The sequence below is a fragment of the Streptomyces sp. NPDC002835 genome (genome assembly GCF_053591995.1).
In genome coordinates this window covers 1-12,264 of sequence record NZ_JBSFUW010000076.1, presented here as the reverse complement: position 1 = coordinate 12,264, position 12,264 = coordinate 1, and the positions used below count along the sequence as shown (strand labels likewise).

Genomic DNA, 12,264 nt, shown 5'->3' with positions numbered 1-12,264 from the left:
GGTCCCCCGGGCCTCCCCCGGTGCGGTGATCACCGACCCCGAACGGGTCGCCCGCAGGGCCGTCACCCTCGCACGAGAGCGCCGTGTCACCACTGCGGACGGCGCATCCGTGCCCGTGCGGGCACGTTCCCTGTGCCTGCATGGGGACACCCCCGGAGCGGTCGAACTGGCCAAGCGAGTCCGCGCGGCGCTGGAGTCCGCGGGAGTCAGGGTGGAGGCGTTCGCATGAAGCTGAGACCGGTCGGGCAGGACTCCCTGCTCGTCGACCTGAACACTCCCGAAGAGGCCCAGGCGTGGCACGCTCAGCTCCTGAGCCGCCGCGACACGGGAACACTGCCGTCGGTGCGTGAGATCGTGCCCGGAGACAGGACCGTCCTCCTCTACGGGGTCCATGACACCGGCGCCATGGAAACGGAGCTGCGCCGGTGGTCCGTGCCCGCGCTCATGCCCGGCAGCGGACCCGTCGTTGAGATTCCCGTGCACTACAACGGCGCTGATCTCGAGGCCGTCGCCGACCTGTGGGGCGTCGCCCCGGACGAGGTGGCGCGCATCCACAGCGGCACGGAACACCGAGTGGCTTTCTGCGGCTTCTCCCCGGGATTCGCATACATGACCGGTCTCGGCGACACCTACCACGTGCCGCGCCGCGCCGCGCCGCGTACCTCGGTACCGGCCGGCTCCGTAGCACTCGCGGGCCCCTACACAGGCATCTATCCGCGCGCATCACCCGGAGGCTGGAAACTGATCGGAACGACCCGCGTGCGCCTGTGGGACATGGAACGCGAACCCGCGGCACTGCTGACCCCCGGCATGCGCGTGCGGTTCGTCCCACAGGTGTCCGGACCCGACCGCGGAAACGGGCCCGCACAAGCAACGGAAGCCGAAAGGCACATCGCATGAGCGGCGGCAAACTGGAAGTCATACGGGCCGGCGCCCTCACCACCATCCAGGACCTGGGCCGGTTCGGCCATGCCAGCCTGGGCGTCCCCCGGTCCGGGGCACTGGACCAGCCGGCACACCGCCTGGCGAACCGTCTGGTGGGCAACCCCGCCGATGCGGCAACACTGGAAACCACCCTGACCGGGGTGGCCGTGCGCACCACCCACCCCGTGGTCGTCGCCGTGACCGGAGCCCCGGCGCCGGTACGGGTCAACGGCCGGCCGGCGGCGTGGACGAGTCCCGTGCACATGCCGGCCGGCGCCGTGCTCGAGGTAGGCGCGGTCACCACCGGTCTGCGCAGTTACGTCGCCATCAGCGGAGGCATCGAGGTGCCCCCCGTCCTCGGCAGCCGCTCCACCGACCTGCTCTCCGGTCTCGGCCCGGCCCCTCTCAGAAGCGGGGACACCCTGCCCCTGGGGGACGTGACCGGCTCACCCCTCCACGCCGACACGATGGTGTGGCAGGCGCCCCCGGAGGAACTGGTGCTCCCCGTACTGCTCGGCCCACGGGACGACTGGTTCACCACCCGCGCGATCAACACCCTTGCCACGGCCCGCTTCCACGTCTCCTCCCGCAGCAACCGCATCGCGCTGCGGATGGACGGGCCCGCTCTCGACCGGGCCGTGCACCGCGAAATGCCCAGCGAAGGCATGGTGGTGGGTGCCATTCAGGTGCCGCCCGACGGCAAACCGGTGGTCTTCCTCGCCGACTGCCCCACCACCGGCGGCTATCCCGTGATCGGCGTCGTACCCGAGAACCGGCTGGCGGCGGCCGCCCAGGCCGTGCCGGGCAGTCCGGTCCGGTTCATGCCGACCCGGCAGCGGCGAACACCATCCGTGTGACACCTCCTGTCCTGTCCGAGTACTGCTCTACGGTGTCCTTGCTGCGTGCGAGCAGGGGCACGTCTTTGCGCGGGCTCCCGCCTTCACCTCGTGCGGGGTGTGGAGCCTGTGTCGCAGAGCAGGGAAGGGCTGCACCGCGATTTTCAGGTGGCGGTCTGACGCACAGGTCAGTGGGGAAGTCCGGAAGACCTCAGCGGTGGGTGGGCCCGGCACTCCAGTAGAGGAAGGTTCCGACCGGGTCCTCGGTCAGGTCCCAGGGGTACGGCGTCATGTACCGGCCGATGCGGCGGAACGCTTGGGCGGCCTCTGAGTGGCGCTTGGCGCGGGTCAGGGCGAAGGCGAGGATGTTGAGGTCCGCCATGGCGTGGGCGTGGGGTGGCGCGTCGGCGTGGAACCAGCGGGACATGGCGGAATCGATCTCCGCAGTGACGCCGGGTTCGTACCAGTGCGTCCCGGCACCGAGAGCGTCCAGGCTGCCGGGCCGAAGACGGTGGCCGAAGTGCTCCGTGCGGGCCGCCAGCGGGAGCAGGGCCAGTGGCGATCCGTGGGGTGCGTTCGCGCCGCGCCGGGCGAAGGCGATCATCTCGACGAGGGATCCCCGCTCGCGGGGGGAGAGGTAGCGCAGGAGTTCGTGGTGCGCGAGCCTGTTCCATGGGTCACGTCGGACGATCTCGTTCCAGACGGGCAAGGCGCGTGCAAGCGGTACCCGCCGGGAGCGCAGCAGGGACAGCAGCGAGAGCCACGGGGTGGGGTCCGGTGGGTATGCCTCAGCGGCGCGGACGCATGCCTCTTCGGCCTGCCCGGCACCGACGCCGTCTTTGGCGCGGGTTGTCAGTACATATGCCCGGACCACTGCGGCATCCGGATCCTCGGGCCGGGCGGCGGCCCAGCGGTCGGCGACGGCCGGCGGCAGGGTACGGGCCAGCACGGATATCCGGTGCGTACGACGGTCCCAGTCCCGGCCGGTGGCGCGCAGCAGGCCGGCGACGGACTTCCAGAGAGGGGCGGTGTTGTCTGCACCGAGTCCATGCAACTGGGAGGAGGGACGTATCTCGGCGAGTGTGCGGCGCAGTTCCCGGTCGTCGAGTTCTGGGCCGGTGCGGAGTTGTTGTCTGCGTCGCAACATCTCTGTGTCCTCCGGGGGATGCAGGGCAGGGCGGGGGTGCGGGGCGGGCGCCGTCGTCAGGGCCTCCGGTGACGGCGTCCACCCCGCGGTGCAAGGCTGCCGCCAGTCAGCAGCAGCGGCTGTTCGGATGCAGCTCCCGGTGCCGGGTGCGCATGTGCTCGTACTCCCGGCGGGTGGGTACGGGGAGCTGCGGGTGGTTCAGCCGACGGCTTTCGCAGTAGCGGTCGTACTCCGCGTCGCCGGTGAACTCCCTTACGTACCAGCGCAGTCCATGCAGGAGCCGACGCGGTTGCAGTCGGTTCATTCGCGGGCTCCAACCAGCTCCATGTCGGGCGACTCGGCGGTGACGTCGATGCGCGACTTCACGTACGGTGCCTCAGTGGTCGGCAGTGGGGTGGGCGAGCGCACAGCTCGTACGCACACCACCGTCGCGTTGATGATCACGAGCCCGACCAGCACCAGGAACAGCGCGATCAGGACGCCGTCGACGGTGGAGTTGGTGACCACGGTGTGCATGTCGTCGATGCTCTTGGCGGGCGCCAGGACTGTGCCGGATTCGATTCCTTCGGCGTAGCGGGCGCGCTGGGCGAAGAAGCCGACACGCGGGTCGTCGGAGAAGATCTTCTGCCAGCCGGCGACGAAGGTGACGGTGACGGTGAACAGGAGCGGGATCCCGGTGACCCAGGCCCACCGCAGCCGCCCCGTCTTGATGAGCACGGTGGTGGCGACGGTGAGGGCGACCGCGGCGAGCAGCTGGTTGGCGATGCCGAAGAGCGGGAAGAGCTGGTTGATGCCGCCGAGCGGGTCGGTGGCGCCGACATAGAGGAAATAGCCCCACGCGCCGACGACGAGGGCGCTGGCGATCCAGATGCCGGGCTTCCAGTTGACGCGGCCCATCGGCCTCCAGATGTTGCCGAGCATGTCCTGGAGCATGAAGCGGCCAACGCGGGTACCCGCGTCGACGGTCGTCAGGATGAACAGGGCCTCGAACATGATCGCGAAGTGGTACCAGAAGGCCTTCATCGCGGCGCCGCCGAAGACCGCGGAGAAGATCTCCGCCATGCCGACCGCGAGCGTCGGTGCGCCTCCGGTACGGGCGATCAGGGTATTCTCCTCGACCGCCGCCGCGGCGGCGGTCAGCTGGTCGGGGGTGATCGTGAAGCCGAGGTTGGCCACCGCCTGCGAGGCCGATTCGGCGGTGGTGCCGAGCATGCCGGCCGGCGAGTTCATCGCGTAGTACAGGCCCGGGTCGAGGACGGACGCGGCGACCAGCGCCATGATGGCGACGAACGACTCCATGAGCATGGCGCCGTAGCCGATCATCCGGACCTGGGACTCCTTCTGGATCAGCTTCGGGGTGGTACCCGACGCGACCAGCGCGTGGAAGCCGGACAATGCGCCACAGGCGATGGTGATGAACAGGAACGGGAAGAGGGATCCGGCGAAGACCGGGCCCTCGCCGGAAGAGGCGAACGGGCTGATCGCGTCGGCCTTCAGCATGGGCGCGGTGATGAGCACGCCGGCCGCGAGCATCGCGATGGTGCCGATCTTCATGAAGGTGGAGAGGTAGTCGCGCGGTGCGAGCAGCATCCACACGGGCAGGACGGAGGCGACGAAGCCGTAGCCGGCGAGGCAGAAGACGAGCGTCGTCGGGCTCCATGTGAAGGTGTCCGCGAGTGACGAGTTCTGGATCCAGCCGCCGCCGACGATGGCGAGGAGCAGCAGCGTCACACCGATCAGGCTGGTTTCGAGGACGCGTCCGGGGCGCAGGATGTGCAGGTAGAAGCCCATGAACAGGGCGATGGGGATGGTCATGGCCACCGAGAAGGTGCCCCACGGCGAGTGGGCGAGGGCGTTGACGACGACCAGCGCCAGCACCGCGAGCAGAATGATCATGATGGCGAAGACCGCGATCAGCGCTGCGGCGCCGCCGACCTTGCCGATCTCGTCACGGGCCATCTGACCCAGGCTCTTGCCGTCCCGCCGCATGGACAGGAACAGCACCACCATGTCCTGCACGGCACCGGCGAAGATGACGCCGGCAACGATCCAGATGGTGCCCGGCAGGTATCCCATCTGGGCTGCCAGTACCGGTCCGACCAGCGGTCCGGCACCGGCGATCGCCGCGAAGTGGTGACCCAGCAGCACCCGGCGGTCGGTCGGCTGATAGTCGACACCGTCCTCCAGCCGCTCGGCGGGCGTGGCCCGGCTGTCGTCCAGCTTCAGTACCCGTCGGGCGATGAACCGCGAGTAGAAGCGGTACGCGATGGCGTACGAGCCGAGGGCGGCCAGCACCAGCCAGAGGGCGGAGATCTCCTCGCCCCGGGCCAGGGCCACCATGCCCCAGGCGAACGCGCCCAGCAGGGCGACGCTGGTCCACAACAGTATCGATTTCGGATTGGTACGGGCCAATCTGGGCATGACGGATCCTCGCCTTGGCGGGTGGTCAAGGCGTGCTGCTATGCACGCGTTGCACGGGGGTGGGAGGGGTCTGGCTGTGCGTGATCAGGGCTTCGGCGGGCGCCGGGTGAGCAGGTATGCGGTGAGCATTCCGAGGCTGCACCCTGGCACCCAGGCGAGCTGATACCAGTAGAAGAACGGCACCCCGGCCAGCTGTGGCCGGTCCTGCGCGTACCAGGGCACGCAGAGCAGTGCGACGACCGGAGCGAGCAGGCAGGCACCGGCCGCGACCCGGCGCCAACCGTGGCGAGGGAATGCGATCCGAACCACAGTGCTCTCCTCTCTCCTGTTCGTCTGTGCAAGAGTTGCCAGAGCCCGCCGTTCGGTTGACGGCGGATGTCCAGAAAGTTTCGTCAGATTTCGCGTCCTCGGAACCAGCCGTCCGCGCAACTTGTAGGCGACAGGACTGCGCACGTAGGACGCCAAGGGCGGTGACCAATGACGGAAGGCCCCATGGCTGCGGCATTCCTCGCTGTCATCGGCGGGGCGTCCCTGCTTGCCATCAGCGCCCGCCGTCTGCATGCCGAAGACACACTGCCCTCCTTGGACGGCTGGGCGCTGGCCGACCGGAGCCTCGGCACCGTGTGGACGTGGTTGCTGCTGGGCGGAACGATCTTCACTGCATATACCTTCGCCGCCGTGCCGGGCCTCGTATACGGCATTGGGGCGCCCGCCTTCTTCGCCCTCCCGTACACCGTGATCGTCTGCCCGCTGGCCTTCGTGCTTCTGCCCCGGATGTGGCAGGTGGCGCGGGACCACGGGTACGTCACCGCCGCCGACTTCGTCCGCGGACGCTACGGATCGCCGCCGCTCGCCCTGGTCGTCGCCCTCACCGGCATCCTCGCCACCATGCCCTACCTCGCCCTGCAGCTCCTGGGCATCCGGGCGGTGCTCACCGCCGGCGGCCTCTATCCGAGCGCCGCCACCGGTGACCTGGCGATGGCCACGATTTTCGCTGGGCTGGCCGTGGCGACGTACCGGCACGGGTTGCGCGCGCCCACCGTCATATCCGCGCTGAAGGGCGTGGCCGTTTTCGTTTCGGTGCTCGCCGTCAGCTGGCTGGTCCTGGCCCGCCTCGGCGGACCTGGCGCGGTCTTCGACGCGGCGGCCGCCCGGCTCGCCGAGCCGGGCGCCGCCCCGGCGGGCGGCACGGCCTCCCTCGTACTCGCTCCCGACCAGCAGCCGGCCTTCGCCACGCTGGCCGTGGGGTCGGCGCTGGCCCTGCTGATGTACCCGCACGTCCTCACCGCGGCCTTCGCCGCCTCCGGCCCGCGCGTGCTGCGCCGCGTCGCCGTCGCCCTGCCGGCCTGGACAGCAGTGCTTGCACTCTTCGGGCTGCTCGGCATCGCCGCTCTCGCCGCGGGCGTGCAAGCCCCCGACGGCAGCGCCGAGGCCGCCGTCCCCATCCTCGTGGACCGCCTCATGCCGGCGCCGCTGGCCGGCCTGGTTTTCGGAGCCATCACGGTGGGGGCGCTGGTCCCCGCCGCCGTCATGTCGATCGCGGCCGCGACCTCTTTCGTGCGCAATGTGTACGTCGAGTATTTCCACCGCACGGCCACCCCCAAGCGCCAGGTGCGGGTCGCCAAGGCGGTCTCCCTCACGGCGAAGGTCGGAGCGGTGGCTTTCGTCTTCGGACTGCGGGACCAGGACGCCATCAATCTCCAACTCCTTGGCGGCGTGTGGATCCTGCAGATCTTCCCCGCCGTGGCCATTGGGCTGTACACCCGCCGGCTGCACCACCGGGCGCTGCTTGCGGGCTGGGCCGTCGGTATGGTGCTCGGTACGGTCATGGTCGTGCGCGAGGGCTTCTCTCCTCTGGTGCCACTCGGCCTGCCCGGCCATGCCGTGGAGATCTACGCGGGGCTGGCGGCCCTGCTCCTGAATCTGACTGTCGCGCTGGCCGGCACCGCCGTACTGAAGCGGATCGGCACACCCCAAGGCGCGGATTCCACCGCACTGCCCACTACCTGCCGTGCAGCCAGGCACCGGCCCGGGACGGGAGCAAGCAACCCATGAGCCAAACCATCAGACCCATGGCCGACGGCATAGCCCAGCAACGCCATCCCGCCGCCGATGAGGCTGCCGGTCCGCCGGCCGACCCGCCCGCCGACCCGCCGGCCGACCCGCCCGCCGACCCGCCGGCCGCCCCGCCCGCTGGACCGGCCGGAGATTCGGCCGACACCGCCGACACGACCGAGGAGGGGCGGGAGAGGGCCGTCGCCCGCCTCTTCGACCTGCACTACACGTCGATGCTCCGGCTCGCCACGCTCCTCGGCGCCGACGACCCCGAGAACGTTGTGGCCGAGGCTTACTACCAGATCTACCGAAAGTGGCGAAAGGTACGCGACGCTCAGTCGGCGGCGGCGTATCTGCGCTCCACCGTCTGCAATCTGACCCGAATGCGTATACGTCACCTCCAGGTTGCCCGCCGACACGCCGAGGCGCCGACGGCCGACTTGGTCACCTCCGCAGAGAACTCGGCGCTGCTCCGCGACGACCAACGGGTACTGGTCGATGCCCTCCAGCGGCTGCCCGCGCGGCAGCGCGAAGCTCTCGTACTACGCCACTGGCTGGGCCTCAGGGAAGGAGAGATCGCGGCGGCGATGGGCATTTCGACAGGATCGGTCAAGACGCACACCGCTCGCGGCCTTGCCGCCCTCACCGAATCGATGGAGGCCCGCCGATGAACACTCACTCTGACGGTGCCCGCACCGAGAAGCAGCTCCAAGAGGCCCTCGAAGTCCTTGCTCTTCAGGTGCAACCCGACTCCGACGCCTACCGCACCGCTCGCGGCGAATGGCGTCGCCGCGAACACAGGCGCCGCCTGGTTCTGGCGGTATTGGCCACCGTCGTCTTCGCCCTCGCCGTCCTGATCGGCCTCTGGGTTCTCAACCAGACCCCCTCCGGCTCCAGCGTGATCTTCAACGGCGCCCACGCCCCTATCGCCTCCGCGCCACCGGCACCACACGCGCCGCACGCCCTCGCGCAGCCGCCCATCGGCTGACCTGTTCAGTCGACCCATGGCACCCATGAGGTGCAGCGTTTTCCTCCTCCGGGACGTGAAAATCCATGACGCGGTCGACCACCCAAGTACGTCATGGGCGGCAAGCAGTTCCACGACGTGGAGACACTGAGTACGCCGCGGGCGAGCGAACCGTCGCGGGCGCCGCGCAAGCGCACGACGAAGGCGCCAGGCTGGCCTCCCTTCGTGGGGCGCCTGTCACTCCTCCCCGTCACGGTCTCGTCGAAATGGTCATCGAGGAGGTCGGCAAGGCCAAAGGCCACCGGCTTTCCTTCCTCGTTCTCGGCCATGAGCAGTTCGCCCAGAACGCGCACCGGATACAGCGCGTCGTCTCGTCGGCGTCCGAACCGGTATACACGGGTCCTCGATCACCCCACCCGATCCGCCCCGCCGACCGGTGAAGAATCACTGGTCGGCAGCCACACTGGCCGGCCGTCCGCTGCGAGGGGCACGCACCGCAGGATTTACCGCCCCGGGCACCAAGCCGTCGCCGACGCCGCCTGACCGGGCGCGGCCTCGATCCGGCCTCGACGCTCATGGCCGGAATTGAAGCGGAATCAATTGGTTACGTGACATCTGACACGGTCGTTTCAGGTGTCAGGAGCGTCGATAGTAGATGTCCGCCTTGGCGATATGAAGATAATTGTCCCCTTCGATGCGGCATACCCCCACGCTGTTCGGTGGCCTTCGGATCCCTCGGTGCATGCACCCGTCGCGGGAGCATGCAGAGCCTTTTGACGGGACGTCAAAAGCTCGGAAGGTTTCCGAATGTGCGCCAGCACGTCCGTACGCCCTTGGCAAGGGCGGACCGCTGCTACTGCCAGACGTAGTAGAAGGCGCTCGTTGCCCTCCTCCCGCAGCGGTCCTGACAATGGCTGCCCGCAAAGGCGCCTCCGCAGGTCACACAGAACGGGCCGGGCCAGCCGCCCTCGGTGGCGCTCCGCGTTGACAAGTAAGGGCACACATGAGCAAGCACCGCAGAACGACGCGCTACCGGAAGACAACCATCGCTGCCGTCGCCATGGCAGCCGTTGGTGTGCCGTCTGTTGCTATGGCATGTATGGACCCGCAGGGGATTCAGGACAGCCGGTCTCACAGTCAGTGGAAGAGTGCGCATTCCGACCATCAGTGGCACGGGAATGATTCGGACCGGCGGTGGGGCGGGGGCAAGTGGGACCAGCGGTGGGACGGGAACAAGCGGGACCGGAAGCCGACCCCGCCCGAGTCGCGGACCCCCACTGCAACGCCGGCCGCACCCAAGCCCGCCGCACCCAAGCCCGCCGCACCCAAGCCGGCAACGCCGAAGACGACGGCACAGAAGCCGACGGAGCCCAAGTGGGCAGCGCCGTCCACTGCTCCGTCCACCGCGGCACCGGCGCCCGGCAATGTCGCCCGCGTCGTGGCACTCGTCAACAGTGAGCGCACCAAGGCCGGATGCTCCCCCGTGACATTGAACGCGAAGCTGACGAAGGCCGCGCAGGATCACAGCGAGGACATGGCAGCCCACCAGGACATGTCCCACACGGGCTCCGACGGATCGGACCCGGGTGACCGGATCACGCGTGCCGGTTACAGCTGGAGCACCTACGGCGAGAATGTCGCCTACGGTTACGCGACCGCCGAGAGCGTCATGGCCGGCTGGATGTCCAGCCCCGGCCACAAGCGCAACATCCTCAACTGCGAGTTCAAGGAGATCGGCGTCGGCCTCGCGCAGCCGTACAACTATTGGACGCAGGACTTCGGCACGGCCTGATAGGCGGCACTGCGAAAGGCTGGAGCGCCGGCGTGAGGCTCTCCTGTCGTGATCGGCCGGCGGGGGCCTCGTCGCCTCCACGACCGGCGATCCATCCAACAGCAGCGCCACCGCCGCGCCATCGGCGACGGCATTCGCGGCCCATCCGCCCGGAGGGCCGCCTGCCCCGCCGGAGCACGGAATCCTCCCCCTCCGGCCCCGAACGGTCACCCGACCGCAAGAACACCCGGACGACCTCACGCCAGGTCGTACGCACAGTCAGCGGCCTCCCCCGTTTCGAAACGTCACCGTCGCGGACGGATCGGATCCTGTGGAGGTGAGGCGGCGAGGTGAGCATTGCCCGGTCGTGCCGTGCGCCGGTGCCGTTGGAGGATCGGGCCGAATCGGATCGGTATGCCTGGGACGGCCTGTGCGGCTGCGGCCAGATGACTTTCGGGAACGACTCCGATGACAGGGTAGCCACCGGTGGTGGGGGAGTCGGCGAGGAATACGACGGGTTTGCCCTCGGGCGGCACCTGAATCGCACCGACGGCCATACCTTCGCTGGCCATTTCGCCGGGCACGGCGCGCTCGAGAACGGGGCCGTCCGTCCTCAGCGCGATGCGATTGCTCTTGGAGGAGACCCGGAAGCGGCCGCTCGCGAGGGTGTCCACCGCGGCGCGTGTGAACCAGTCGTCCCGAGGGCCGAGGATCACGGGAAGGACCAATTCGTCCGGGGGCGCCTGCCATACCACGGTGTCGGATCGCAGCGGCCTGCCGGTGCTTTCGCCCAGGGGCAGCGTGTCGCCGTCCCGAAGCGGGGCAGGGCCGAGGCCGGAGAGGAGATCGGTGGAACGGCTGCCCAGGACGGACGGGACCGTGATGCCGCCGCTGACGGCGACGTAGCTGCGCAGGCCGCTCGTGACCGTGCCCACGTCCAGTACGGCGCCTGCGGGCAGGTACACCGGGTCGGCCCACGCTGAGGGTCGGCCGTTGACACGTACCGGTGCGGGGGCGCCGGTCACGGCGACGAGCACGGGCCGGGTGGCGCGGACGGCCACGCCGGTGAGGGTGGTTTCCATGGTGGCCGCGTCGGCGGGGTTGCCCACCAGGCGGTTGGCCAGGCGGTGTGCCGGCTGGTCGGCGGCGCCCGAGCGCGGTACACCCAGGCCGGCGTGGCCGAACCGGCCCAGGTCCTGGATGGTGGTGAGTACGCCGGCCCGTACGACTTCCATCTTGCCGCCGTTCATGCGTGGTGCCTTTCGCCCTTCGTCGTTGCCTTGGATCTTTTCGTGCTCCCGGATACCGGTTGTGGGACGAAGCGCACTCGTGTGCCCGGGGACAGCATTGCGGCGGGGTCGCGTTCCATGTCCCAAAGGCGCACGTCGGTCGTGCCGATCAGCTGCCAGCCGCCGGGGGAGGCGCGCGGATAGATGCCGGTGTAGGGGCCGGCCAGCGCCACGGAGCCGGCGGGTACGCAGGTGCGGGGCTCGGCCTTCCGGGGCACGTGACAGCGCTCTTCGAGCCCGAGCATGTAGGCGAACCCGGGAGCGAAGCCGCAGAAGGCCACGCGGTAGTGGGTGGCGCTGTGGATGCGGGCCACATCGTCCTGCGTGACACCCCACAGATCCGCCACGGCGGGGAGATCGGCACCGTCGTAGCGCACCGGGATCTCGATCAGCGGACCGCTGTCGGCGGTAAGAGGCGGCACAGACCACTGGCGCAGCTGTGCGGCCATGGCGTCGGCATCGCTGATGCCGTACAGGAGCACGGTCTTCTCGCCGGGCACGATCTCGCGCACCGGCACAAGCGTGCCCGCGCTGCGGTGGTTCAGGATCCGGGCATGCCAGGCCTGCGCCTCTTCCGGCGTGTCCAGGTCGACGAGGAGGGAGTCGGCTCCCACCGGGCTCAGTCTCATGCGAAGGCCTCCACCCTGACTCCCGCGGACTCCAGCGCCGCGCGCACCTGCGTGGCCAGCTCCACGGCGCCCGGGGTGTCTCCATGGAGGCACAGTGAGCGTGCCCTTACGGGTACCGTGCTGCCGTCGAGGGATTCGACGCAGCCGTCCATGGCAAGGGCGACGGCCCGCCGGGCGACCTGTTGCGGAGAGGTGATCACCGCGCCTCGGGTGGCTCTCGGCACG

General features: G+C 69.4%; 15 protein-coding genes. 8 read left to right on the top strand and 7 right to left on the bottom strand.

Translation table 11 applies throughout. From position 1 onward, the window contains the following. The 3 genes from ACWD01_RS36260 to ACWD01_RS36250 form a co-directional block, all read left to right on the top strand. A partial coding sequence (locus ACWD01_RS36260; protein ID WP_451168103.1) for a LamB/YcsF family protein occupies positions 1–229 on the top strand: 229 nt, incomplete at its 5' end. Next, positions 226–900 carry a 5-oxoprolinase subunit B family protein gene (locus tag ACWD01_RS36255; RefSeq protein WP_451168101.1) on the top strand — a complete coding sequence of 225 codons (675 nt, stop codon included), beginning with the start codon at positions 226–228 and terminating at the stop codon, positions 898–900. The genes ACWD01_RS36260 and ACWD01_RS36255, both read left to right, overlap by 4 nt. Then, a complete protein-coding gene (locus tag ACWD01_RS36250; RefSeq protein ID WP_451168100.1) occupies positions 897–1,781 on the top strand; it encodes a 5-oxoprolinase subunit C family protein in 885 nt (294 codons plus the stop codon). Before ACWD01_RS36255 ends, ACWD01_RS36250 begins: the two co-directional genes overlap by 4 nt. Before the next feature lie 190 nt (positions 1,782–1,971). Here ACWD01_RS36250 and ACWD01_RS36245 read toward each other — a convergent pair whose 3' ends face one another. The 4 genes from ACWD01_RS36245 to ACWD01_RS36230 form a co-directional block, all read right to left on the bottom strand. Further along, positions 1,972–2,907 (bottom strand): hypothetical protein, encoded by a 936-nt coding sequence (locus ACWD01_RS36245; RefSeq protein WP_451168098.1) that lies wholly within the window; start codon positions 2,905–2,907, stop codon positions 1,972–1,974. A gap of 106 nt (positions 2,908–3,013) precedes the next feature. Continuing rightward, on the bottom strand, positions 3,014–3,211 hold the full coding sequence (locus tag ACWD01_RS36240) for a YbdD/YjiX family protein (RefSeq protein WP_451168097.1): 198 nt from the start codon (positions 3,209–3,211) through the stop codon (positions 3,014–3,016). Beyond that, positions 3,208–5,328 (bottom strand): carbon starvation CstA family protein, encoded by a 2,121-nt coding sequence (locus ACWD01_RS36235; protein ID WP_451168095.1) that lies wholly within the window; start codon positions 5,326–5,328, stop codon positions 3,208–3,210. The genes ACWD01_RS36240 and ACWD01_RS36235 overlap by 4 nt, the downstream gene beginning before the upstream one ends. A gap of 84 nt (positions 5,329–5,412) precedes the next feature. Next, on the bottom strand, positions 5,413–5,637 hold the full coding sequence (locus ACWD01_RS36230) for a DUF3311 domain-containing protein (RefSeq protein WP_451168093.1): 225 nt from the start codon (positions 5,635–5,637) through the stop codon (positions 5,413–5,415). 168 nt (positions 5,638–5,805) lie between these two features. Between ACWD01_RS36230 and ACWD01_RS36225 the strand changes: the two genes are divergently transcribed. From ACWD01_RS36225 to ACWD01_RS36205, 5 genes are all read left to right on the top strand, one after another. After that, a complete protein-coding gene (locus tag ACWD01_RS36225; RefSeq protein WP_451168091.1) occupies positions 5,806–7,383 on the top strand; it encodes a sodium:solute symporter family protein in 1,578 nt (525 codons plus the stop codon). A 17-nt stretch (positions 7,384–7,400) separates the two neighbouring features. Then, the gene (locus ACWD01_RS36220) at positions 7,401–8,054 is read left to right on the top strand and encodes an RNA polymerase sigma factor (RefSeq protein ID WP_451168089.1); all 654 of its coding nucleotides are present in this window, start codon (positions 7,401–7,403) and stop codon (positions 8,052–8,054) included. Further along, positions 8,051–8,371, top strand: a complete 321-nt coding sequence (locus ACWD01_RS36215; protein WP_451168087.1) for a hypothetical protein — start codon at positions 8,051–8,053, stop codon at positions 8,369–8,371. The genes ACWD01_RS36220 and ACWD01_RS36215 overlap by 4 nt, the downstream gene beginning before the upstream one ends. A gap of 245 nt (positions 8,372–8,616) precedes the next feature. Further along, complete coding sequence (locus ACWD01_RS36210; RefSeq protein WP_451168086.1) at positions 8,617–8,790, top strand: hypothetical protein; 174 nt, start codon at positions 8,617–8,619, stop codon at positions 8,788–8,790. 563 nt (positions 8,791–9,353) lie between these two features. Next, entirely contained in the window at positions 9,354–10,142 is a 789-nt protein-coding gene (locus ACWD01_RS36205) for a CAP domain-containing protein (protein WP_451168084.1), read from the top strand. A gap of 284 nt (positions 10,143–10,426) precedes the next feature. Here ACWD01_RS36205 and ACWD01_RS36200 read toward each other — a convergent pair whose 3' ends face one another. From ACWD01_RS36200 to ACWD01_RS36190, 3 genes are all read right to left on the bottom strand, one after another. Further along, positions 10,427–11,371, bottom strand: coding sequence for a 5-oxoprolinase subunit C family protein (locus ACWD01_RS36200; protein ID WP_451168082.1), 945 nt, complete (start codon positions 11,369–11,371; stop codon positions 10,427–10,429). Beyond that, positions 11,368–12,039, bottom strand: a complete 672-nt coding sequence (locus ACWD01_RS36195) for a 5-oxoprolinase subunit B family protein (protein ID WP_451168081.1) — start codon at positions 12,037–12,039, stop codon at positions 11,368–11,370. The genes ACWD01_RS36200 and ACWD01_RS36195 overlap by 4 nt, the downstream gene beginning before the upstream one ends. After that, on the bottom strand, positions 12,036–12,264 hold a 229-nt coding region (locus tag ACWD01_RS36190; protein WP_451168079.1), incomplete at its 5' end, for a LamB/YcsF family protein. The genes ACWD01_RS36190 and ACWD01_RS36195, both read right to left, overlap by 4 nt.